Genomic DNA, 21990 nt, shown 5'->3' with positions numbered 1-21990 from the left:
AACAAGAGAGTAACGTGATGAAGAAGACCTTGATTGCCGGTTGTGTGCTGGCCCTGTTCAGCCAGGCTGCCATGGCTGCCGATGACTGGCGTTTTGCCGCCGGTGCCGATGTATGGAATGCTCAGGGCAGCGGCCAGATCAACGGTGTCGGGGCCAACGGCAGCTACGACGAGAACTACAACTGGAGCGGCTACCTGCAACTGGAGCACGGCATCATCCTGCTGCCCAACGCCAAGTTCGAGATCTCCGATTTCGGCACCAGCGGCGGCGCCCTCAACAACGATCTGATGGCCTATGACCTGAGCCTCTACTATCGCCTGTTCAACAACGATCTGTTCCAGATCGACCTGGGTCTGACCGGTCGTCGCTACGATGGCGATTTCAACACCCAGCACTACTCCTATGACAAGGACGTGCTGATGGCCTACACCGGCGCCGAACTGCGCATCCCGGGTACCGGCTTTGCCGCCTTCGGCGATGCCCGCGTGCAGGATGCCGACAACTACGACTACCGTCTGGGTGGCTCCTACAAGTTCGCGACCGTACCGCTCAAGGTGCGTGCCGGCTGGCGTGATGCGAGCATGGACTTCGATCGCGTTGACCAGCGGGTAGACGGCTGGTTCATCGGCGGCGAATTCACCTTCTAATTTCCGGCAATCTCTGGTGACGATGCTCTCATCATCCCGATGACGGCATCCGGCGAGGAACGAACATGGGTCATATCATAGTGACGGGGGCGGGGTCCGGCTTGGGCCGCGCCTTGACCATAGGTCTGGTTGAACGGGGCCATCAGGTTTCCATGATGGGGCGTCGTTATCAGAAGCTGCAGGAGCAGGAAGCCTTGCTCGGCAAGGCGGTGATCGGCATTGCCGCCGATCTGGCGCACCACGAGGAAGTGGATGTCGCCTTTGCTGCCGCGGTGGAGTGGGGCGGTCTGCCCGAGCTGGTGCTGCATTGCGCCGGCGTGGGGGAGTTCGGCCCGGTCGGCGTCTATACCGCCGAGCAGATCCGCCGGGTGGTGGAGAGCAACCTCATCTCCACCATTCTGGTGGCCCAGCAGACGGTGCGCCTCATCGGCGACAAGGGCGGGGTGCTGGCCAACGTGCTCTCTTCCGCCGCCCAGGTGGGCAAGGCCAACGAGAGCCTCTACTGCGCCTCCAAATGGGGGATGCGCGGCTTTCTAGAATCCTTGCGGGCCGAGCTGAAGGGCTCGCCGCTGCGGCTGGTGAACCTCTATCCGAGCGGGATCCGCAGTGAATTCTGGGACAACTCGGATCACGTGGACAGCAGCGGCTTCATGACCCCGGAAGATGCCGCCGCCTACATGCTGGATGCACTGGAAGCCAGAAGCAGCTGCCACGTGACCGATCTCTTTATCGGTCGCAATCCCTGACAAAAGGCCGCCGTCATCCGGTTGCCATCGTCAGAAGACAGAAACAAAAAGCGCGCCATCGGCGCGCTTTTTTTATACCAGCGAGGGGCGGGATTAACGGCCCAGCTTGGCCTTGAGCATGGCGACGATGTCGCTGATGGCCACTTCCTGCTTCTCGCCGGTGCGGCGGCACTTGTATTCCACCACGCCGTTGTCCATACCGCGCTCGCCGATGACGATGGCGTGCGGTACGCCCAGCAGCTCCATGTCGGCGAACATCACGCCCGGACGCTCTTTACGGTCGTCGAACAGCACGTCCACACCGGCGGCCTTCAGCTCGGCGTAGAACTGCTCGGCCAGCTCGGCGACGCGCACGGACTTGTGCATGTTCATCGGCACGATGGCCACTTCGAACGGGGCGATGGCGTCCGGCCAGATGATGCCGTACTGGTCGTTGTTCTGCTCGATGGCGGCAGCCACCAGGCGGGAGACCCCGATGCCGTAGCAACCCATCTCCATGGTGACAGACTTGCCGCCTTCGTTCAGCACGCTCGCCTTCATGGCTTCGGAGTACTTGGTGCCCAGCTGGAAGATGTGGCCCACTTCGATGCCGCGTTTGAGCAGCAGCTTGCCCTGGCCGCACGGGCTCGGGTCGCCTTCCACCACGTTGCGCAGGTCGGCAACCTCAAAAGTGGCGATGTCGCGATCCCAGTTGGCACCGGTCAGGTGGAAGCCGGTCTCGTTGGCGCCGCAGACGAAGTCTGCCAAGTGGGCGGCGCTGCGATCGGCGATGATGCGACCGGCAAAGCCGACCGGGCCGATGGAGCCAGCGTCACAGCCGGCGGCTGCCTTGATCTGCTCGTCGTTGGCGAAGGTCAGCGGGTTGGCGACACCCGGCAGCTTCTCGGCCTTGATTTCGTTCAGCTCGTGGTCGCCACGCAGCACCAGCGCGATGACGGCCTGGTTGCCGTGCTCGTCCGCTTCACCCAGCACCAGCAGGGTCTTGGCGACGGCGCTCGGGGCCACGCTCAGGAAGGCGGCCACTTCGTCGATGGTGTGGACGTTCGGGGTCGCAACCTTGGTCAGGGCTGCGGTGGCTGCGGCGCGCTCGCCAGCCGGCGCCAGCGCTTCGGCCATTTCGATGTTGGCGGCGTAGTCGGAGCTGTCGGAGAAGGCGATCAGGTCTTCACCGCTCTCGGCCAGCACCTGGAATTCGTGGGAGCCGGTACCACCGATGGAGCCGGTATCGGCCTGCACCGGACGGAAGTTCAGACCCATGCGGGTGAACGCCTTGCAGTAGGCGGCGTGCATCTTCTCGTAGGTGTCGACCAGGGAGGCCTTGTCGATGTGGAAGGAGTAGGCGTCCTTCATCAGGAACTCGCGGCCACGCATCACGCCGAAACGGGGGCGAACTTCATCGCGGAACTTGGTCTGGATCTGGTACAGATTCAGCGGCAGCTGCTTGTAGCTGTTCACTTCGTAACGGATCAGCGCGGTGATCACCTCTTCGTGGGTCGGGCCCAGCACGAAGGGACGGTTGTGACGGTCGGTCAGACGGCACAGCTCGGGACCGTAGTCATCCCAGCGGCCGGACTCCTGCCACAGCTCGGCGGGTTGTACCACCGGCATGGAGACTTCGATGGCACCAGCATTGTTCATCTCTTCGCGAACAATGTTCTCGATTTTTTTCAGAACCCGCAGACCGGAGGGCAGCCAGGCATACATGCCGGAGGCCAGTTTGCGGATCATGCCGGCGCGCAGCATCAGCTGATGGCTGATGATCTCGGCGTCGGACGGGGTTTCCTTGAGAGTGGAAAGCAGATATTGGCTGGTACGCATCGCGGTAGACCTTAGCTAAGACGGGCGGCGGGGCCCTGGATAATTTCAAGAGCGGAATTTTAACAGGACGGGCCCTGCGGCCCAAGGGCTAAATTCGTACGACGGGGGAAAGCGGGGGCATCGCCCCCGCTGCGGTCAGACCCGAAATTGCGACAGCAACCGCTGTTGCAGCAGGCTGGCCTGATGGAGAGAAGAGGCAAGTTGCAGGCACTCCTGCGCCTCCTGCTCACCAGTCTGGGCCTGCTGGCTGATGCCGGAGACCTTGTCCGAGGTGTGGCTCAGGGTATGGGAGAGCTGGCCGGTAGCATCCGCCACCTGCTGCACCATGTCCGCCAGGTGGTCGATGGCACCTTCCACCTTGAACAGGATCTGCTTGGTGTTGTCGGAATCCGCCATGCCCGACTCCACCGTCTTCAGGTTGCGCTGCATCATCAGGTAGGCGGTTTCGGTCTGCTGCTGGATGCTGTTGATCACCTCGTTGATCTCGGCGCTGGAGGAGGCGGTGCGATTGGCCAGGGTGCGCACTTCGTCGGCCACCACCGCAAAGCCGCGGCCCATCTCGCCGGCCCGGGCGGCCTCGATGGCGGCGTTGAGCGCCAGCAGGTTGGTCTGCTCGGAAATGCCGCTGATGGTGGAGATGATTTGGCCTATCTGACTGGCCTGCTCCTTGAGGGCGTTGATGGCGGTGGCGCATTCGCCCACCTCCATCACCACCCGCTGCATGCCCGCACTGGCGGAGGAGACATACTGACTGCTCTCGGTGGTGAGCTGGCGCACCTCGTTGGCATTTTGCGCCGCCAGGCTGCAGTTGTCCGAGATGGTGGTGGCCACCTGCACCATCTGCTCGCTGTCATGGTGCAGCGCCTGGGCATGTTCGGCCGTCTGGCGACTGCTCTGGCTGATGGCCTGAACCCGGTTGACCGAGGTGTGCACGTGCTCGCTGATGTGCTGGTTGTTGTCCATGGTGGAGCTGATCATCTTCTGCAGCTTCTCGATGAATCGATCCACGCTGCCGGCCAGCGAGCCGATTTCGTCGTCACGCCTGAGGTTGATGCGGGCATTGAGATCCCCTTCGCCGGCTGCGATGTCCTGCATGCGCCGATTGACCTGCAGCAGGGGCCGCACGATGGCGCGCACCAGCCAGAAGCCGCACAGGGTCACGATCAGCAGGCTGAACAGCAGGCCGCCCAGGATCAGACTCTTGGTATGGTTGATGATGGCGTTGAGCTGACCCACCTGATCCTCGACCGTGGCATCGCCCTTTGCCTCCACCTCGACCAGCAATTTCTTGAGCTGATCGGCGCTCTGCTCATAGCTGGTCAGCTGGCGTTGATATTCACCAAGGGCCGCCATCCACTGCACCATCAATTGCTGAACCTCGGTTTCCAGCGCCCGATACTGGGTTGCCAGTGACTGGCCGGCAAACTCCCCCTCAGCGGGCACGTCAAACAGTCCGCTGGCCAGCATGGCGTCGACAGCCTCCCGGTAGAAGCGGGTCGCCTCCTCCATTTCGCTCTGGATGGCGGGGGTGAGCCCTTCGCTCTGCATCTTCTCCAACGCATAGAGCTGACGCAGGAAGCCTATGTTGGCCTCCATGCCGCCATCGGCCGCGTGCCAGCGGGTCGCCAGGCCGCCATTCCAGCTGATGGCCTGATCCGGTGACTGGGTGAGGCTCTCGACCGCGCCATCACCCACCACCTCGAGCTGGGTCGAGAGGCGGGACATGCGTTCAGAGCTGGCGCGCAGCGCCTGATCGAGGCGGGTAAACGTCTGGTAGAGCGCCAGCAGCTGTTCCTGCTGCTGCTGGTAGACCTGATGCTGCTGGTTCATGGTGTTGATGGCGGCGTCATCGATGAGCCGGCCTTCGCCCACCCGGCGCATGGCGTCGGTGGTGGCGGTTCTGGCCTGCTGCAGCTCCTGCTCGTCGAGGGACATGCCTCTGAGCATCTTCTGGATGTAGAGCGACTGGTTGCCGAGCTCGATGGAGCCCTCCATGGCGCCGTCTGCAGTCTGCCAGGCGGCACCCAGCACATAGGAGAGCAGATCCGCCAGCCGCTGGCTGCCATACCAGCCGACGACGCCCATCCCCAGCGTGCAGCTGAGCAGAATGGCCAGCCCCAGGTTCGATGTGGTGACGATTTTCATGATTAAGGACCTTCCTTGGCTCCAAACAAACCCAATTTAGTGTTTTATCAGTGGCAACAAAATGCCATGCCAGATGGAAAATAAAGTTGTTGCCCGGCTCGGATCCAAGCATGGCTTGGAACGCGCGAGTGTGCCGAAAATCCGCTGCGATCCAGCCGCCCTATGCTGGATACTTATCCAGTTATTCTTTATGCTATGAGCCAATTTACAGATAGCTGGTTTGGCGAGGAGAGAGCCGTGATTGGTCGCTTGAGAGGCGTAGTCATTGAGAAACAACCCCCCGAGGTATTGCTGGAGGTCGGGGGCGTGGGCTATGAGGTGCACATGCCCATGAGCTGCTTCTATGATCTGCCCGAGATCGGCAAGGAAGCGGTCATTCACACCCACTTCGTGGTGCGGGAAGACGCCCAACTGCTGTACGGCTTCAATCACAAGCAGGAGCGGGCGCTGTTTCGCGAGCTGATCAAGACCAACGGGGTCGGCCCCAAGCTGGCGCTGGCCATCCTCTCCGGCATGACCGCCACCCAGTTCGTGCTGAGTGTCGAGCGCGAGGAGATAAGCTCCCTGGTCAAGTTGCCAGGGGTTGGCAAGAAGACCGCCGAGCGACTGGTGGTGGAGATGAAGGACAGGCTCAAGGGGTGGGTCAGCCACGATCTCTTCTCGCCGGCCGAGATCACCCTGCCCGCCAAGGAGAGTGCCCTGCGGGCGCCGGATTCGAGCGAAGAGGCCGCCAGTGCGCTGGTGGCACTCGGTTACAAGCCGCAGCAGGCCAGCCAGATCGTCAGCAAGGTCGCGGTGGATGGCATGTCGGTGGAGGATATCATCCGTGAAGCGCTGCGCAGCCTGGTGTGAGGTAGAGAATGATTGAAGCGGATCGCCTCATTTCCGCCGCTGGCGGGCGTGAGGAAGAAGTCATCGATCGGGCCATCCGGCCCAAGCTGCTGGCCGATTACACCGGCCAGGATCCGGTCTGCGAACAGATGGAGATCTTCATCGCGGCGGCGCGCCAGCGCGGCGAGGCGCTCGATCACCTGCTGATCTTCGGCCCGCCCGGGCTTGGCAAGACGACGCTCGCCAACATAGTGGCCAACGAGATGGGGGTCAACATCAAGACCACCTCCGGTCCCGTGCTGGAGAAGGCCGGCGATCTGGCGGCGCTGCTCACCAACCTCGAGCCGAACGACGTGCTGTTCATCGACGAGATCCACCGCCTCAGCCCGGTGGTGGAGGAGGTGCTCTACCCGGCGATGGAGGATTACCAGCTCGACATCATGATCGGGGAGGGGCCGGCGGCTCGTTCCATCAAGCTCGACCTGCCCCCCTTCACCCTGATCGGCGCGACGACCCGGGCCGGCTCTCTCACCAGCCCGCTGCGGGATCGCTTCGGTATCGTGCAGCGCCTCGAGTTCTACAACGTCAGGGATCTGACCGACATCGTTGCCCGCAGCGCCCGTTGCCTCGGGCTCGACATGACGGAAGACGGTGCGCTGGAGGTGGCGCGTCGCTCGCGCGGTACGCCGCGAATTGCTAACCGTTTGTTGCGCCGGGTGCGGGATTTTGCCCAGGTGAAATCCGACGGCCGGATTGACGGACCCATAGCGGCCCGAGCCATGGACATGCTGGACGTGGATAACGAAGGGTTCGACTTCATGGACCGCAAGCTATTGTTGGCTGTCATAGACAAGTTTCTGGGGGGGCCGGTGGGGCTCGACAACCTGGCTGCGGCCATCGGCGAGGAGAAGGACACCATCGAAGATGTGCTCGAACCCTATCTGATCCAGCAGGGCTTCCTGCAACGTACACCCAGAGGGCGGATCGCGACACCAAGAGCTTATGCGCATTTTGGCCTGCAACGGCCAGATGAAGGGTAAAAACAGTTGATTGAACAAAAAACCGCCTTCAAGGGCGGTTTTTTGTTATCCGGGCAAAAAAAAGCCCACTGCGGATGCGGTGGGCAAAGACAATTCAGGATGGATGTTCACAGACAGTGAGTGCGTCTGGAGACAGACCGGTAAAAAACAGAGTGAGCCGTCGCGAGGCCTCAGAGTCGGTTCATTTGATAGAGCTGAACGAACGAAAGCTTGTAGTAACGGATGGTTTTAGCAACAAACTTTTTCATCTTTAATTCCAATAGACAGGTTCGAAATGTTCATCGAATACGTACCGGGAACCCAGATTGACCGGCCTGTATCCAAGGGTATGCCCTCACTGCGAGGCGCATTGTAGGAGCTCTGTCTGACTCGGACAAACAAGAAAAATTACCCATCTCAGATTAGATTAACTAATCATTTTGTGGCCTTGTCGAATTAGCATGGATATGCGTTTTTATTGGTTTTTAATTAGTTTTATTCTGGCTGGGGACAAGCGAGGGAAACATGATGAAAACACTCTTGAGAGTTGTTTTTTAACAGAAGCATTACTTATTTGCTTCAAGATTAAAGTTGATTTAAATCAATGATTTGCGATTTTTATTTTTTTGTGACTCAGCTCTCTAAAATAAATGGAAAGGGTCGTGAAAATGCCTTTGAAAGGCATGTATTGATGGTGGTTTTACATTGATTTCAATCAAATAAAGGTGATATAAAACTCAGGTCATTATGGGCGGGAATAAAGCAAGCTTGATTGTTTTGCAATTGTTAAACATTAGCTTTTTTTGTTCCCTATTATTGCCTTGTTGTTAATGTGGTGGCAGTCGAATCCGGTCGTCAGTGCAAAACTGGAACATGACCGATAATTCGGGGACTTCCAACGGAAGCTTTGTCTTAAAACTTAAAATAGCCGTGCCAATAATCGGTGAGGAAACATCATGATTGCTGAGCATGTGGTAGACCTATCGCGGTTCCAATTCGCTGCGACGGCCCTTTATCACTTCCTGTTTGTGCCCTTGACGCTCGGAATGGCCTTCATTCTGGCGATCATGGAGTCTGTCTATGTGATGACCAACAACCCTGTCTACCGGGACATGACCAAGTTCTGGGGCAAGTTGTTTGGTATCAACTTTGCCCTCGGGGTCACCACAGGGCTGACCATGGAGTTCCAGTTTGGTACCAACTGGGCCTACTACTCCCACTATGTCGGCGATATCTTCGGGGCCCCGCTGGCCATCGAAGGTCTGATGGCCTTCTTCCTGGAATCCACCTTCGTCGGTATGTTCTTCTTCGGCTGGGATCGGCTCTCCAAGCGTCAGCACCTGGCTGCGACCTGGTTGATGGCGCTCGGGACCAACCTCTCCGCGCTCTGGATCCTGGTTGCCAACGGCTGGATGCAGAACCCGGTCGGTGCCGAGTTCAACTTCGAAACCATGCGCATGGAGATGGTGAGCTTCGCCGACCTGGTGTTCAACCCGGTTGCCCAGGTGAAGTTCGTCCACACAGTGGCGGCAGGCTATACCACAGGTGCCATGTTCGTGCTGGGCATCTCTTCCTACTACCTGCTCAAGCATCGTGACGTGGCCTTCGCCCGTCGCTCCTTCGCCATCGCGGCCGCATTCGGCATGGCGTCCATCCTCTCCGTGCTGATCCTCGGTGACGAGTCCGGCTACGAGACGGGTGAAGTGCAGAAGGTGAAACTGGCGGCCATCGAGGCCGAGTGGAACACCGAACCTGCGCCAGCCTCCTTTACCCTGTTCGGCATCCCGAACCAGGAAGAGATGCGCACCGACTACGCCATAAAGATCCCTTATGCTCTCGGCATCATCGCCACCCGTTCGCTGGACGGCCAGGTGACCGGTCTCAAGGATCTGAAGAGCGAGCACGAGCTGCGTGTGCGCAACGGCATGACCGCCTACGACCTGTTGACCAAGCTGCAGTCCGGCGACAAGTCTGACGATACCCGCGCCCGCTTCGACGAGGTGAAGCAGGACCTGGGTTACGGTCTGCTGCTCAAGCGCTATACCTCCAACGTGACCGATGCCACCGACGAGCAGATCAAGGCCGCCGTGGATGACTCCATCCCGCAAGTGCTGCCGCTGTTCTTCGCCTTCCGCATCATGGTTGCCTGCGGCATGCTGATGCTGGTGCTGATCGGCCTGGCCTTCTATGACAGTACCCGTCACAAGATCGGCGAGCGCAAGTGGCTGCTCAAGGCGCTGCTGTACGGTATCCCGCTGCCCTGGATCGCCATCGAGTGTGGCTGGTTCGTCGCGGAATACGGTCGTCAGCCCTGGACCATCGCCGAAGTGTTGCCGACCTCGGTCTCGGCCTCCAACGTGCCGGCCTCCGAGATCTGGTTCTCCCTTATCGGGATCTGCCTGTTCTACACCGTACTGCTGATCATCGAGATGTACCTGATGTTCAAGTACGCGCGTCTGGGCCCAAGCAGCCTGAAGACTGGCAAGTACCACTTCGAACAGAGCAAGGCATAAGGAGAGCAACCCATGTTTGATTACGAAATGTTGCGCCTGGTCTGGTGGGTGCTGGTCGGCGTCCTGCTGATTGGCTTCGCCATCACCGACGGCTTCGATATGGGGGTGGGCGCACTGCTCCCCTTCGTCGGCAAGAAAGATGTTGAGCGTCGGGTGATGCTCAACACCATGGGCCCGCACTGGGAAGGGAACCAGGTCTGGCTGGTGACCGCCGGTGGTGCCCTGTTTGCAGCCTGGCCCATGGTGTATGCGGCAGCCTTCTCCGGCTTCTACATCGCCATGATTCTGACCCTGATGGCACTGTTCTTCCGCCCGGTCGGTTTCAAGTACCGTTCCCTGCGTGAAGATGCCAAGTGGCGCAGCAACTGGGACTGGGCACTGTTCGTCGGTAGCGCGGTACCGCCCATCGTGTTTGGCGTGGCGTTCGGCAACCTGCTGCAGGGCGTGCCGTTCGACTTCAACCAGTTCATGATGCTGACCTATCACGGCAACTTCTTCGGTCTGCTCAATCCGTTCGGCCTGCTGGCCGGTCTGGTGAGCTTGTTCATGCTGGTCACCCAGGGTGCTACCTGGCTGATGATGAAGACCGACGGTGAAGTGCTGGCCCGCTCCCGCACCGCCGCCATGATCTGCTCGCTGGTGACCCTGGTGCTGTTCGCACTGGCCGGTTTCTGGGTCAGCGGCATGGAAGGCTATGTGGTGGTCAAGGCCGCCGCGACCGATGCCGTCTCCAATCCGATGAACAAGGAAGTGGTGCGTCAGGCCGGTGCCTGGATGAACAACTACAGCCTCTATCCCTGGATGGTTGCGGCACCCGTGCTGGGTCTGGCGATGAGCCTGCTGACGTCGCTGTTTGCCAAGCTGAACAAGGGCTGGCTGGCGTTCACCTGCTCCTCCCTGGCCATTGCCGGCGTGATCCTGACTGCCGGCTTCTCCATGTTCCCGTTCGTGATGCCCTCAAGCCTTGAGCCGTCATTGAGCCTGACCATGTGGGATGCCACCGCTTCTCTCAACACCCTGCGGGTGATGACGGTAGCGGCCGCCATCTTCGTACCGATTGTGCTGGGTTATACCCTGTGGACCTACATCAAGATGTTCGGCCGGGTGACCAGCAAGCACATCGAAGACAACCAACAATCGCTCTACTAAGAAGGTGCCCTGATATGTGGTATTTCACCTGGATCCTGGGTCTGCTGCTGGCTTGTGCATTCGGCATCATCAATGCGCTGTGGCTGGAACACACCGAGAACATGGATCGCCAGATCGATGAGAACAAGTGATCGACTCGCCCGGTTGGCCGCTCCCCTGGAGCGCCAACCCTGGCAGGGGTTGATGCTGGTAGCGGCGGCTCTGTTGGCCGTCGCTATTTTACAGGCCCCCAATCTGGTGGCCGCCAACACCAGCGAACACGGCCTCTGGCTGGCGCCCTGGCTGATGTGGGCGGTCTGTTGCGGGGTCATGCACGGGCTGGGATTCCATCCCCGCAGCCTCGTCGGTCGCGTGCTGTTTTTCCCCTGGCTCGCCTTGCCCAGTTTGTTGTACGGGCTCTGGCTGACCCAAGGCTATTTCCTTTCATAAAAAACGGGGGGAGGCAGGATTTCCCTGCTTCCCCCTGCTTCTTTCCTATTCAGCCCTGCGCTATGATAGCCCCCCATCTGACTGTCGTATGGATCACAGATTGTTATGGGGGAAGTCTCTGAGTTTCCGGTGCGTGTCTACTACGAAGACACCGATGCCGGGGGCATCGTCTACAACGCCAATTATCTCAAGTTTATGGAACGTGCTCGCACCGAGTTCCTGCGTGCTGGCGGCATCGAACAGGATGTCCTGCTGGGCGCCGGGTATGCGTTTGTGGTGAGTCGAACAGAGATCGATTTCCGCTCGGCGGCCCGTTTTAATGAGCTTTTGACTGTATTGACGCAAGTGACCGAAGTGAAACGCGCCTCCATGCGCTTCTCACAACGGATACTGGCGGCTGATGGACGACTGATCACCCAGGCCATGGTACAGATAGCCTGTGTCAGTCATCCGCATATGAAACCTGTTGCAATACCTGAAAATGTGAAGGGAGTGCTGTTAAGTGCACGCTGAAATTTCGTTTATTGGCCTGTTTTGGCAAGCCAGCCTGTTGGTAAAACTGGTCATGATGACCCTGATGGGCATGTCGGTCGTCTCCTGGGCGCTGATCATCCAGCGCTCCAAGGCCATCAAGGCAGCCAATATCGCATCGGAGCAGTTTGAAGACAGATTCTGGTCTGGAGTCGACCTCAACCGTCTCTACCAGGAGTCCTCTTCCCGCCGCGACGACATCGAAGGCATGGAAGACATCTTCTACTCCGGCTTCAAGGAGTATGCCCGTCTGCTCAAGGCCGGCGCCCGTGGTCAGGATGCGGTGATGGACGGTACCTACCGTGCCATGCGCGTCTCCCTCTCCCGCGCGGTGGACGATCTCGAGTCCAACCTGCCGATCCTGGCTACCATCGGCTCCATCAGTCCCTATATCGGTCTGTTTGGTACCGTCTGGGGGATCATGAACGCCTTTATCGCCCTGGGTCAGGTGCAGCAGGCAACCCTGCAGATGGTGGCCCCCGGTATCGCGGAGGCGCTGATCGCCACCGCCATGGGTCTGTTTGCCGCCATCCCGGCCGTTATCTTCTACAACCGCTTCTCCAACAAGGTCGAGCGGCTGGAGAACGCCTACGCCAATTTCATGGACGAGTTCACCACCATTCTGAACCGTCAAATTGCTCAGCAGCAGGGTGATCAGTAATGCAAACCTATCAGCGGATCCGGCGCAAGAAGGTGGCCGAGATCAACGTGGTTCCCTATATCGACGTCATGCTGGTGCTGCTTATCATCTTCATGGCGGTGACGCCCGTGATCACGCAAGGGGTCAAGGTTGACCTGCCGCAGGCGGAGTCCGAGCAACTGCCGGAGGATGCCAAGCCGCCCTTCATCGTCAGCGTCAATACCGAAGGCGAGTACGTCATCAAGGCCGGTGAGGCCGAAGACGAACCCGTCCCGAGCGGGACGCCCGAGGCGATGCAGCAGTACATCACCGAGAAGGCCATGGGTTACCTGGCCATCAACCAGAACGCCCCCGTGGTGGTGGCCGGTGACAAGTCGGTGCGCTACGAAGAGGTGATCCTGCTGATGGTGGCCCTCAAGAAAGCCGGTGTGCCTCAGGTCGGCCTGATGACAGATCCGGTGAACTGACGGAGATGGATGTGAAGCGTGGTATTTCCGGTTATCTCATCGCGTCGCTTCTGCTGCACCTGATCATCGGCATCATCCTGTTTGTCGGGCTCGACTTCAGCAAACCGAAGCGACCCGAGTCGAAGGGGCAGATCGTCAATGCCGTCATGCTCGACGAGAACTTCCTCAACGAGCAGGCCAAGCAGATCCAGCAGCAGAAGGCTCAGCCCAAGCCGCAGAAGGTAGAGAAAGAGAAGGATAAGGAAGACACGGACATCGCCAAGCGCGAGCTGGCCCAGCAGCAGGAACGGTTGCGGATTGCAGAGGCCAAGCGCAAGGAGGCCGAGGAGGCCACCCGCAAGGCCGAAGTAGAGAAGCAGAAGAAGCAGGCCGAGCAGAAGCAGGCGGAAGAGAAGGCCCAGAAGGCCGAGGAAGCCCGCAAGCTCGAAGAGCAGAAGGCCAAGAAGGCGGAGGCCGAGCGCAAGGCCGCGGAAGAAGAGAGCAAGGCGCTGGCGCTGAAGAAGAAAAAGGAACAAGAGAAGAAAGAGGCTGAAGAGAAGGCCAAGGCTGAGGAGGCCAAGGCCAAGAAAGCGGAAGCCGAGAAGAAAGCCAAAGCCGAAGCCGAGAAAAAAGCGAAGGCAGAAGCGGACAAGAAAGCCAAGGCGGAGGCCGAGCAGAAGGCCAAGGCTGAAGCCGAGAAGAAAGCCAAGGAAGAGGCGGCCAAGAAGGCAAAAGCTGACGCAGAGAAGAAAGCCAAGGCAGAGGCCGACAAGCAGGCCAAGATCGCGGCTGAACGCAAGCGCAAAGCGGCCGAGGAGGCCAAGCTGCAAAAAGAGATGGAAGACATGATGCAGCAGCAGCTGGCGGCTGAGGCCAATGCCCGCAGTCAGGCGGCATCGGCGGCGGCCAAGGGTGAAGTCGACAAATATGCGGCGCTTATCAAGGCGACTGTTGAGCGATATATGATTTTGGATCCCACCATGCGGGGCAAAACATGTACTATCGGCGTACGTCTTGCGAGCACTGGCTTTGTCATCTCGGTAGATAACGGCCAGGGTGACCCGGCGGTATGTCGTTCCGGCAAAGCAGCCGTACTGAAGGCCAATCAGTTGCCGGTACCCAAGGATCCTGCGGCATTCGAGATGTTGAAGGAGTTCAACCTCAAGCTGGAACCTAACATCTAGCACTGATGGCGAGGGGATCGAGTAAGGTGGTTGGCAGCGTCTTGCCGAGAAAGGAAGTTAATCTCTCATTATTTTGGAACCGAGTGTTTAAGCCATGATAAGAAAAGTGTTTTTTGCTTTGGTTGGCTGTTTGTTGCTGGGTCAGAGCGCCCAGGCGGCCTTGGACATCGTCATCACCGGCGGTATCGACAGTGCACGGCCGATCGCCGTCGCCCCCTTCAAGTGGGAAGGCAATGGCCAGCTGCCGCAGGACATCGCGGAAGTGGTCTCCAACGATCTGATGCGCAGCGGCAAGTTCAGACCGCTGGCCCGTGGCCAGATGCCGCAGACCCCGAGCTCCAGCGGTGAAATCAACTTCGCACCCTGGGCCTCCCAAGGCGTCGAAGCCGTGGTGGTCGGTTCCATCGCCGCCGTCGGCGACGGTACCTACAAGGTCAACTTCGAGCTGGTCGACGTGCTCAAGGGCCAGCTGGCCAAGACCCAGGGCGGCGAGAGCAACGGCTACATCCTGGATAGCCGGATGGCGACCATCCCGGGTGCCCAGATGCGCCAGTTCGCTCACCGCATCTCCGACATCGTCTACGAGCGGCTGACCGGCGAGCGCGGGGCCTTCCTGACCCGTCTGGCGTACGTCTCTGTGCAGCAGGGGACCCAGTTCCCGTATCAGCTGCGGATCTCCGACTACGACGGTTACAACGAGAAGACCCTGCTGCGTTCCCGCGAGCCGCTGATGTCCCCGGCCTGGTCGCCGGACGGCAGCAAGCTGGCCTACGTGAGCTTCGAGAACCAGAAATCCGAAATCTACGTGCAGGACATCTACACCCAGCAGCGCAGCCTGATCACCAGCTTCCGCGGCATCAACGGGGCGCCGGAGTGGTCTCCTGATGGTCGTCGTCTGGCTATCGTTCTCTCCAAGGACGGGTCACCGAACCTCTATGTCGTTGATGTTGCTAGCAAGCAGCTGACCCGCGTCACAACCAGCCGGGTAATCGACACCGAACCCTCCTGGATGCCGGACGGTCAAAATTTGCTGTTCACCTCTGAACGTGGTGGCAAACCCCAGATTTATAGCGTAAATTTGGCGACTGGCATGACTCGCCGGATGACCTGGGAAGGTGAATCCAACCAGGGTGCGTCCATTACTCCTGATGGCAAAATCATGGTGATGGTGACCCGGGTTCAGGGACAATACCGTATCGCCCGTCAGGATATGGAAAACAATGCCCTGCTGGTCCTTACCCAGAGCGCGCTGGATGAGTCGCCAAGTGTGGCTCCCAATGGCAGCATGATCATTTATGCCACCATCTATCAGGGTCGTAAGAGTCTCGCGTTGGTGTCGACTGATGGTCGCTTCAAGGCTGTGCTTCCGACCAGTAGCGGTGAAATTCGTGCACCAGCTTGGTCGCCCTTCTTGAATTGATAAAAATCCAATTGTTTTTTGTTTTGTTATAAAGGTTTAAGGAAATAGCATGCAACTCAATAAACTGCTCAAGGGTTTGGCCATCGCACTGCCACTGTTCACCCTGGCCGCTTGTAGCTCCTCTTCTGATTCCGACGCCGCTGGCGCCGAATCAGGCATGACCGACGGCATGGGCGGTGTACAAACCGGTGGCGCGAACGGTATGTTGTCCCCGGAAGAGCAGATGCGTCAGAAGTTCGAAGCGCTGCAGCGTGACAACGTGATCTACTTCCCGTTCGACGGTTACGACATCCAGGGTCAATACGCCGACCTGCTGGATGCCCACGCCAGCTACCTGCGTGAGCGCCCGAGCGTCAAAGTACTGATCGAAGGCCACGCCGACGAGCGCGGTACTCCGGAGTACAACATCGCGCTGGGCGAGCGTCGTGCCAAGGCTGTTGCCAAGTATCTGCAAACCCTGGGTGTGCAGGCTGAGCAGCTCTCCATCGTCAGCTATGGCGAAGAGAAGCCGCTGGATATGTCTCACACCGAGGATGCCTTTGCCAAGAACCGCCGTGCGGTCCTGGTTTACTAAGGTTTGAATCGAACGAAGTTCGTTTATATGCAAGCGGCCATTTCGATGGCCGTTTTATTTGCACTAAACGCCAAGGTTTGATCCGAATGAAATCTGTATAAGCGAGCGACGATGGCGCTGGCCGTTTTATTTGCACTAAACGCTAAGGTTTGATCCGAATGAAATCTGTGTACAAGCAAGCTGCTGTTGCGCTGGCCGTATTGGTTGCTCTGAATGCGCAAGCGGCGGCACCGGTGAGCGATCTGAGCGGTGACTCGGGTGGCGGGGTTGTCCTAAGCGGCAACAACGGCGCCATCGTGCCCACCGGCAGCCTAGAAGACAGGGTTTCCCTGCTGGAGCGCACGCTCAACGCCCGTCTGCGCCTGCAGGCCGATTTGCAGCAACAGGTGGATGCCCTGCAAGGGGAGGTCTCCGAGCTGCGTGGCCAGCTGGAGCAGCAGACCTACCAGATGGAACAGTCGCAGGAGCGTCAGCGCCAGCTCTATCAGGAGCTCGACAAGGTGGCCAACAGTCAGCCTGCCGCTACGCCAGCAGCCCCGGCAGCCGCAGCTGCGAGCGCGACGCCGGCCGCCGCGGCCAACTACTCCACCAACCAGAACGAGAATCAGGCCTATGATGCGGCCGTGAACATGGTGCTCAAGGAGAAGAACTACGACAAGGCAATTCCGGCCTTCGAAGGGTTCATCAAGCAGTTCCCGAGCTCCAGCTATGTTCCCAACGCCCATTACTGGCTGGGTCAGCTGCTGTTCAACAAGGGGGATCGGACCGGCGCTGCCGCCCAGTTCACCACGGTGGCCACCAAGTTCAGCAAGTCGCCCAAGCGAGCCGACGCCCTGTTGAAGCTGGGCATGCTGGCACAACTGGATGGCAAGAAGGCGGAAGCCAAGAACTTCTATGAGCAGGTGATCAAGGGGTATCCCAACACCTCGCCGGCCCAGCTGGCCAAGCAGAGTTTGAGCAAGCTGTAACTTTGCCGCATGTCACTGTTTTCGTAACAGTCTTGTAAATACAGCCTCGCTTTGTATGCGCAGTGAGCAAACAGATGGAATTTAAGATTTTTCTGTTGCGCCAGGATGATAAATCCGTAATATAGGCCGCCGTCAGAGCCGGTGCAGCATTGCAGTTGGTCCTGGTCGTGGTGAGGGTCGTTAGCTCAGTCGGTAGAGCAGTTGACTTTTAATCAATTGGTCGCTGGTTCGAATCCAGCACGACCCACCATTTCTCCACCAGGTGGAGACAGAATTCCCAGGTCGTTTAGCTCAGCTGGGAGAGCACCTCCCTTACAAGGAGGGGGTCACTGGTTCGATCCCAGTAACGACCACCAGTTTTAAGCTGTCTGCCAAGGCGGGCAGTGAAAGAGGCAAGTCAGGTGTGGGTCGTTAGCTCAGTCGGTAGAGCAGTTGACTCTTAATCAATTGGTCGTAGGTTCGATCCCTACACGACCCACCAATTTGCCCAGATGAATTCCCAGGTCGTTTAGCTCAGCTGGGAGAGCACCTCCCTTACAAGGAGGGGGTCACTGGTTCGATCCCAGTAACGACCACCAGTTTGTAAAAAATGATTTAGATGGGTCGTTAGCTCAGTCGGTAGAGCAGTTGACTTTTAATCAATTGGTCGCTGGTTCGAATCCAGCACGACCCACCATCATTTCAGAATCCCAGGTCGTTTAGCTCAGCTGGGAGAGCACCTCCCTTACAAGGAGGGGGTCACTGGTTCGATCCCAGTAACGACCACCAGTTTGTAAAAAAATGATTTAGATGGGTCGTTAGCTCAGTCGGTAGAGCAGTTGACTTTTAATCAATTGGTCGCTGGTTCGAATCCAGCACGACCCACCATCATTTCAAGAATCCCAGGTCGTTTAGCTCAGCTGGGAGAGCACCTCCCTTACAAGGAGGGGGTCACTGGTTCGATCCCAGTAACGACCACCAGTTTGTAAAAATGATTTAGATGGGTCGTTAGCTCAGTCGGTAGAGCAGTTGACTTTTAATCAATTGGTCGCTGGTTCGAATCCAGCACGACCCACCATCATTTCAAGAATCCCAGGTCGTTTAGCTCAGCTGGGAGAGCACCTCCCTTACAAGGAGGGGGTCACTGGTTCGATCCCAGTAACGACCACCAAGTTTGTAAAAAATGATTTAGATGGGTCGTTAGCTCAGTCGGTAGAGCAGTTGACTTTTAATCAATTGGTCGCTGGTTCGAATCCAGCACGACCCACCATCATTTCAGAATCCCAGGTCGTTTAGCTCAGCTGGGAGAGCACCTCCCTTACAAGGAGGGGGTCACTGGTTCGATCCCAGTAACGACCACCAAGTTTGTAAAAATGATTTAGATGGGTCGTTAGCTCAGTCGGTAGAGCAGTTGACTTTTAATCAATTGGTCGCTGGTTCGAATCCAGCACGACCCACCATCATTTCAGAATCCCAGGTCGTTTAGCTCAGCTGGGAGAGCACCTCCCTTACAAGGAGGGGGTCACTGGTTCGATCCCAGTAACGACCACCAGATTGAAAAAGCCCGCAGCAATGCGGGCTTTTTTTATGGCTGTTCGGCATCAGGTTCTCAGCCGCTCGAGCTGGTTGGCCAGCGCCGTCGCGGCCTGTTCCAGCTGCTCGCTCAGGCGGTGGCTGGCATTGGCCTCCTGCCCCAGAGTAGTGGCGGCATCGCCGATCCGCATCAGGTTCTGGTTGATGGTGTCGCTGACGGCGCTCTGCTGCTCGGCCGCCGTGGCCACCTGGCTGATGTGGTCGTGGATCTGCTGGATCTGGGTGACCACCTGGTTGAGGGCTTCAAACGCCTGCTCCGTCCCTTCTACCGTGCTGGCCGAACGGGCGATGCCGGTACTCATCAACTGCTGGCTGCTGCTGACTTCGGTCTGCAGGCTGCCGATGAGCTGACCTATCTCGTCGGTGGACTCCCGGGTCTTGTTGGCCAGGGCCCGTACTTCATCTGCCACCACGGCAAAACCGCGCCCCATGTCGCCGGCCCGCGCCGCCTCGATGGCCGCATTGAGCGCCAGCAGGTTGGTCTGCTCGGCGATGGCCCTGATCACGTCGAGAATGCGGCTGATATTGGTGCTGCGCTGGGCGACCTGAGCGACCGCCTTGTCGGCCTGATGCATGTCCTCGACCAGGGTGTGGATTTCGTTGCGGGCCCGGCTCAGGGTCTGCTGGGCCGTGCTTATGTGGTGGGTCGCCGTCTCAGACTCCTGAGCTGCCTGCTCCGCATAACCCGCCACACTGACCGCCGTGGTGCTCATCTGATGCATGGCGCTGACCACGCTCTCCAGCTCCAGGCTCTGTTCATCCAGGCTGCTGCGCATGGTATCGGCCGTCTGCTTCATGCCACTGGCCTGCTGGTGCACTTGCTGGCCGATCTGCTTGCTGCCCTGCACCATGCCGCGCAGCTTGCCGAGGAAGGCGTTGAGGTGGCCACCCAGTTCGATCAGCTCCTGGTGGGTGTCTATCTTCATCTGCTGGGTCAGGTCTCCCTCGTGACTGGCGAGGTGAGACACATGGCGACTGATGAGGGAGAGGGGGGCCGTGATGCTCTGGATGAACCAGATGAGCAACGCCAGCGCCAGCAGAGTGACGACGACGATGGCGATCAACTGCTGCTGCTGGGTGGCCTGCAGCAGATCACCCAGCTGATTGCTGATGGTGTTGGCCTGGCTGAGGGCCCGCGCCTTGGGCACCTTGATCATCAGCCACCACTGGCTGTCGGCGGCATCGATCCTGACCGGTTGCTGCAGGATGAAGTCGCTCTCCGTGCTCTGTGCCTGGCCGGTAGGGGCCGTGAGGCCGGCTTCCGTCAACGGCCGTCCCAGCTTGTCGGCGTGGCGGTTGCTGCCGACGATGAGCCCCATCTTGCTGACCAGGGTGACCTCGGCCTGGTTGTCGTAAAGACTCTTGCCGAGGCTCTCGGCCAGTTGCTGGAAGATGGGGAGGTTCATGTCGACGCCGGTGATGCCGACAAATTTGCCTGCCTTCAGGATGGGCACCGTCAGGCTGGTCATCAGCATCTGGTTGCCCGGGCTGATTTCGTAGAGATAGGGCTCCATCAGGCAGGGGCGCAGGGTGTCGCGGCCGCACAGGTACCACTCGCTGTTGCGAATGCCGAACTCGTTGACCGAGGTGTCGTATTTGGCGGCACTGCTGGCGGCATCCACCGGTTGCTGGCTGATCTGGCCCCCCTGATCCCGGGTAAAATAAATCTCCAGGCTGCCCTTGCTGGCGACGGAGTGGGAGGCGCCGGCCATCCAGCTGGCATCCTGACCGTCATACCCGTCGGGCTCAAACTGGGCGTAGATGGAGCTGATGCCGCCGGCCTGCTGCAGACGGCTGCGAAGCAGCATCTCGACCTGGGGACGGCTCAGCAGCCCGTCAGGCTGCGCCATGCTGCCCTCCAGTTGAGCTGCCATGCCCAGCGGCACCTGATAGGACTGTTGCAGCAGAGCGGCTATCTGCACCGCATAGCGCTCGGCTTGAAATTGCAGGGTACGGGATACCTCCTGCTCCAGTGCCTGGCGGGTCTGGCTCACTATGTCGTTGCGCAGGGAGTTCAGCGAGGAGGATTGCATCAGGGTCATGGCGAGGCCGCTGGCGATAAACAGACCCATGGTGAGCAGCAGCAGCTTGGTTTTGAGTGAACGTTGTTTCATCCGACAACTCCTTTGGCAAGAATGACAACGAATGAGATGAGTATATTCGGACGCTTGCACGGCACCTGATTTGTTGATGGGTTTGTGCACGGCTTCTGGTTATAATTTTTGCCTTTCCAAGCGTTGATGGAACAGTCGCAATGAGCAATGCACTGAACAATGTCCCGCCGGTAGTCGAGATGGACTATCCGTTTCCGGCCAAGCCCCTTCCCCTGAGCGCCGAGCAGAAGACGACCCTGATCGCAGACATCAAGGCACTGCTCAAGGAGCGCAAGGCGGTGCTGGTCGCCCACTACTACACGGATCCCGAGATCCAGGCGCTGGCGGAGGAGACCGGTGGTTTCGTCGGTGACTCCCTCGAGATGGCCCGCTTTGGCCGCGATCATGAGGCGCAGACCCTGATCGTCGCCGGGGTGCGCTTCATGGGGGAGACCTCCAAGATCCTGAGCCCCCACAAGCGGGTGCTGATGCCGACCCTGGAGGCCGAGTGTTCCCTCGATCTGGGCTGCCCCATCGAGCAGTTCTCTGCCTTCTGTGACGCCCATCCCGATCACATCGTGGTGGTCTATGCCAACACCTCCGCGGCGGTCAAGGCGCGGGCTGACTGGGTGGTCACCTCCAGCATCGCGCTGGAGATCGTCGAGCACCTGGACAGCCAGGGTCACAAGATCATCTGGGGCCCGGACCGTCACCTGGGGGCCTATATCGAGAAGAAGACGGGCGCCGAGATGCTGCGCTGGCAGGGCCACTGCATCGTCCACGACGAGTTCAAGGCCCGCGCCCTGCGCGAGCTGAAGGAGCAGAATCCGGATGCCGCCGTGCTGGTGCACCCGGAGTCCCCTGCCTCGGTGATCGAACTGGCCGATGCGGTGGGATCCACCAGCCAGCTGATCAAGGCGGCCAGGGAGCTGCCCCAGCAGAAGCTCATCGTGGCGACCGATCGCGGCATCTTCTACAAGATGCAGCAGGCCTGCCCGGAGAAGGAGATGGTGGAAGCGCCGACCGGTGGCGATGGTGCCACCTGCCGCAGCTGTGCCCACTGCCCCTGGATGGCGATGAACGGTCTGGTGGCCATCAAGTCGGCCCTGACCGACGGCGCCGAGCGCCACGAGATCCATGTGGATGAGGCACTGCGGGTGAAGGCTCTGATCCCGCTCGACCGCATGCTCAACTTCGCCGCCGAGCTCAAGCTCAAGACCCAGGGCAACGCCTGAGTGGGATAGGCGATGAGAGGCAGAGAGGGC

Annotated in this window: 19 protein-coding genes and 14 tRNA genes; 30 read left to right on the top strand and 3 right to left on the bottom strand. The window is 59.2% G+C overall.

Annotated elements, in window-relative coordinates; genetic code table 11:
• Nucleotides 1–17: 17 nt before the first annotated feature.
• Nucleotides 18–647, top strand: coding sequence for a TIGR04219 family outer membrane beta-barrel protein (locus tag I6L33_RS00800; protein ID WP_010636188.1), 630 nt, complete (start codon nt 18–20; stop codon nt 645–647).
• Nucleotides 648–712: 65 nt separating this feature from the next.
• Complete coding sequence (locus tag I6L33_RS00795) at nt 713–1393, top strand: SDR family oxidoreductase (RefSeq protein WP_005304962.1); 681 nt, start codon at nt 713–715, stop codon at nt 1391–1393.
• Nucleotides 1394–1486: 93 nt separating this feature from the next.
• On the opposite strand, the gene I6L33_RS00790 is transcribed toward I6L33_RS00795, so the two are convergent.
• Both I6L33_RS00790 and I6L33_RS00785 read right to left on the bottom strand, forming a co-directional pair.
• Entirely contained in the window at nt 1487–3211 is a 1725-nt protein-coding gene (locus I6L33_RS00790) for a proline--tRNA ligase (protein WP_017765792.1), read from the bottom strand.
• Between the two features lie 135 nt (nt 3212–3346).
• A complete protein-coding gene (locus tag I6L33_RS00785) occupies nt 3347–5356 on the bottom strand; it encodes a methyl-accepting chemotaxis protein (RefSeq protein ID WP_216973402.1) in 2010 nt (669 codons plus the stop codon).
• Nucleotides 5357–5593: 237 nt separating this feature from the next.
• Between I6L33_RS00785 and ruvA the strand changes: the two genes are divergently transcribed.
• From ruvA to I6L33_RS00650, 27 genes are all read left to right on the top strand, one after another.
• Nucleotides 5594–6208, top strand: a complete 615-nt coding sequence (gene ruvA, locus I6L33_RS00780; protein ID WP_005304953.1) for a Holliday junction branch migration protein RuvA — start codon at nt 5594–5596, stop codon at nt 6206–6208.
• Between the two features lie 8 nt (nt 6209–6216).
• Complete coding sequence (gene ruvB, locus I6L33_RS00775) at nt 6217–7227, top strand: Holliday junction branch migration DNA helicase RuvB (RefSeq protein WP_005304949.1); 1011 nt, start codon at nt 6217–6219, stop codon at nt 7225–7227.
• A gap of 935 nt (nt 7228–8162) precedes the next feature.
• Nucleotides 8163–9719 (top strand): cytochrome ubiquinol oxidase subunit I, encoded by a 1557-nt coding sequence (cydA, locus tag I6L33_RS00770; protein WP_005304948.1) that lies wholly within the window; start codon nt 8163–8165, stop codon nt 9717–9719.
• Between the two features lie 12 nt (nt 9720–9731).
• Entirely contained in the window at nt 9732–10868 is a 1137-nt protein-coding gene (gene cydB / locus I6L33_RS00765; RefSeq protein WP_005304945.1) for a cytochrome d ubiquinol oxidase subunit II, read from the top strand.
• Between the two features lie 14 nt (nt 10869–10882).
• The gene (cydX, locus tag I6L33_RS00760) at nt 10883–10999 is read left to right on the top strand and encodes a cytochrome bd-I oxidase subunit CydX (RefSeq protein WP_005304933.1); all 117 of its coding nucleotides are present in this window, start codon (nt 10883–10885) and stop codon (nt 10997–10999) included.
• On the top strand, nt 10986–11297 hold the full coding sequence (locus tag I6L33_RS00755; protein ID WP_041203624.1) for a cyd operon YbgE family protein: 312 nt from the start codon (nt 10986–10988) through the stop codon (nt 11295–11297). Before cydX ends, I6L33_RS00755 begins: the two co-directional genes overlap by 14 nt.
• Nucleotides 11298–11402: 105 nt before the next feature.
• Nucleotides 11403–11810 (top strand): tol-pal system-associated acyl-CoA thioesterase, encoded by a 408-nt coding sequence (gene ybgC, locus I6L33_RS00750; RefSeq protein WP_005304924.1) that lies wholly within the window; start codon nt 11403–11405, stop codon nt 11808–11810.
• The gene (gene tolQ / locus I6L33_RS00745) at nt 11800–12489 is read left to right on the top strand and encodes a protein TolQ (RefSeq protein WP_005304921.1); all 690 of its coding nucleotides are present in this window, start codon (nt 11800–11802) and stop codon (nt 12487–12489) included. Before ybgC ends, tolQ begins: the two co-directional genes overlap by 11 nt.
• Nucleotides 12489–12935 (top strand): protein TolR, encoded by a 447-nt coding sequence (tolR, locus tag I6L33_RS00740; RefSeq protein ID WP_005304918.1) that lies wholly within the window; start codon nt 12489–12491, stop codon nt 12933–12935. Before tolQ ends, tolR begins: the two co-directional genes overlap by 1 nt.
• A 5-nt stretch (nt 12936–12940) precedes the next feature.
• Nucleotides 12941–14098, top strand: coding sequence for a cell envelope integrity protein TolA (tolA, locus tag I6L33_RS00735; RefSeq protein ID WP_017765796.1), 1158 nt, complete (start codon nt 12941–12943; stop codon nt 14096–14098).
• Between the two features lie 94 nt (nt 14099–14192).
• A complete protein-coding gene (gene tolB, locus I6L33_RS00730; protein ID WP_010636193.1) occupies nt 14193–15518 on the top strand; it encodes a Tol-Pal system beta propeller repeat protein TolB in 1326 nt (441 codons plus the stop codon).
• Nucleotides 15519–15567: 49 nt separating this feature from the next.
• Nucleotides 15568–16092, top strand: a complete 525-nt coding sequence (gene pal / locus I6L33_RS00725; RefSeq protein ID WP_005304908.1) for a peptidoglycan-associated lipoprotein Pal — start codon at nt 15568–15570, stop codon at nt 16090–16092.
• A 158-nt stretch (nt 16093–16250) separates the two neighbouring features.
• Nucleotides 16251–17060, top strand: coding sequence for a tol-pal system protein YbgF (gene ybgF, locus I6L33_RS00720; RefSeq protein ID WP_024943347.1), 810 nt, complete (start codon nt 16251–16253; stop codon nt 17058–17060).
• Nucleotides 17061–17234: 174 nt separating this feature from the next.
• Nucleotides 17235–17310: transfer RNA gene (locus I6L33_RS00715), tRNA-Lys, on the top strand.
• 30 nt (nt 17311–17340) lie between these two features.
• Nucleotides 17341–17416 (top strand) — tRNA-Val (locus I6L33_RS00710).
• 49 nt (nt 17417–17465) lie between these two features.
• Nucleotides 17466–17541 (top strand) — tRNA-Lys (locus I6L33_RS00705).
• A 21-nt stretch (nt 17542–17562) separates the two neighbouring features.
• Nucleotides 17563–17638, top strand: a tRNA-Val gene (locus I6L33_RS00700).
• A gap of 22 nt (nt 17639–17660) precedes the next feature.
• Nucleotides 17661–17736 (top strand) — tRNA-Lys (locus tag I6L33_RS00695).
• Nucleotides 17737–17752: 16 nt separating this feature from the next.
• Nucleotides 17753–17828, top strand: a tRNA-Val gene (locus tag I6L33_RS00690).
• Nucleotides 17829–17851: 23 nt separating this feature from the next.
• A tRNA-Lys gene (locus I6L33_RS00685) sits at nt 17852–17927 on the top strand.
• Nucleotides 17928–17944: 17 nt separating this feature from the next.
• Nucleotides 17945–18020 (top strand) — tRNA-Val (locus I6L33_RS00680).
• A 21-nt stretch (nt 18021–18041) separates the two neighbouring features.
• A tRNA-Lys gene (locus I6L33_RS00675) sits at nt 18042–18117 on the top strand.
• A gap of 17 nt (nt 18118–18134) precedes the next feature.
• Nucleotides 18135–18210: transfer RNA gene (locus I6L33_RS00670), tRNA-Val, on the top strand.
• Nucleotides 18211–18233: 23 nt separating this feature from the next.
• Nucleotides 18234–18309: transfer RNA gene (locus tag I6L33_RS00665), tRNA-Lys, on the top strand.
• 16 nt (nt 18310–18325) lie between these two features.
• Nucleotides 18326–18401, top strand: a tRNA-Val gene (locus I6L33_RS00660).
• A 22-nt stretch (nt 18402–18423) separates the two neighbouring features.
• Nucleotides 18424–18499, top strand: a tRNA-Lys gene (locus I6L33_RS00655).
• A gap of 16 nt (nt 18500–18515) precedes the next feature.
• Nucleotides 18516–18591 (top strand) — tRNA-Val (locus I6L33_RS00650).
• A gap of 49 nt (nt 18592–18640) precedes the next feature.
• Here the strand turns inward: I6L33_RS00650 and I6L33_RS00645 are convergent.
• Nucleotides 18641–20746 (bottom strand): methyl-accepting chemotaxis protein, encoded by a 2106-nt coding sequence (locus tag I6L33_RS00645; protein ID WP_216973401.1) that lies wholly within the window; start codon nt 20744–20746, stop codon nt 18641–18643.
• 140 nt (nt 20747–20886) lie between these two features.
• Between I6L33_RS00645 and nadA the strand changes: the two genes are divergently transcribed.
• Nucleotides 20887–21960, top strand: a complete 1074-nt coding sequence (nadA, locus tag I6L33_RS00640) for a quinolinate synthase NadA (RefSeq protein WP_019840767.1) — start codon at nt 20887–20889, stop codon at nt 21958–21960.
• The last annotated feature ends 30 nt before the right edge of the window (nt 21961–21990 follow it).

The organism is Aeromonas sp. FDAARGOS 1403, assembly GCF_019047325.1.
In the GTDB taxonomy this organism is placed as follows: Bacteria; Pseudomonadota; Gammaproteobacteria; order Enterobacterales; family Aeromonadaceae; genus Aeromonas; species Aeromonas dhakensis.
Note: the sequence above shows the minus strand (reverse complement) of the source record. Positions and strands in the feature narration are given on the sequence as shown.

Coding starts and splice junctions, on each gene's coding strand:
- ruvB (WP_005304949.1), top strand. CDS start 6,217: ATGATTGAAGCGGATCGCCTCATTTCCGCCGCTGGCGGGCGTGAGGAA.
- cydX (WP_005304933.1), top strand. CDS start 10,883: ATGTGGTATTTCACCTGGATCCTGGGTCTGCTGCTGGCTTGTGCATTC.
- I6L33_RS00795 (WP_005304962.1), top strand. CDS start 713: ATGGGTCATATCATAGTGACGGGGGCGGGGTCCGGCTTGGGCCGCGCC.
- I6L33_RS00755 (WP_041203624.1), top strand. CDS start 10,986: ATGAGAACAAGTGATCGACTCGCCCGGTTGGCCGCTCCCCTGGAGCGC.
- tolR (WP_005304918.1), top strand. CDS start 12,489: ATGCAAACCTATCAGCGGATCCGGCGCAAGAAGGTGGCCGAGATCAAC.
- I6L33_RS00800 (WP_010636188.1), top strand. CDS start 18: ATGAAGAAGACCTTGATTGCCGGTTGTGTGCTGGCCCTGTTCAGCCAG.
- pal (WP_005304908.1), top strand. CDS start 15,568: ATGCAACTCAATAAACTGCTCAAGGGTTTGGCCATCGCACTGCCACTG.
- I6L33_RS00790 (WP_017765792.1), bottom strand. CDS start 3,211: ATGCGTACCAGCCAATATCTGCTTTCCACTCTCAAGGAAACCCCGTCC.
- ybgC (WP_005304924.1), top strand. CDS start 11,403: ATGGGGGAAGTCTCTGAGTTTCCGGTGCGTGTCTACTACGAAGACACC.
- cydB (WP_005304945.1), top strand. CDS start 9,732: ATGTTTGATTACGAAATGTTGCGCCTGGTCTGGTGGGTGCTGGTCGGC.
- I6L33_RS00645 (WP_216973401.1), bottom strand. CDS start 20,746: ATGAAACAACGTTCACTCAAAACCAAGCTGCTGCTGCTCACCATGGGT.
- nadA (WP_019840767.1), top strand. CDS start 20,887: ATGAGCAATGCACTGAACAATGTCCCGCCGGTAGTCGAGATGGACTAT.
- tolA (WP_017765796.1), top strand. CDS start 12,941: ATGGATGTGAAGCGTGGTATTTCCGGTTATCTCATCGCGTCGCTTCTG.
- I6L33_RS00785 (WP_216973402.1), bottom strand. CDS start 5,356: ATGAAAATCGTCACCACATCGAACCTGGGGCTGGCCATTCTGCTCAGC.
- cydA (WP_005304948.1), top strand. CDS start 8,163: ATGATTGCTGAGCATGTGGTAGACCTATCGCGGTTCCAATTCGCTGCG.
- ybgF (WP_024943347.1), top strand. CDS start 16,251: ATGAAATCTGTGTACAAGCAAGCTGCTGTTGCGCTGGCCGTATTGGTT.
- tolB (WP_010636193.1), top strand. CDS start 14,193: ATGATAAGAAAAGTGTTTTTTGCTTTGGTTGGCTGTTTGTTGCTGGGT.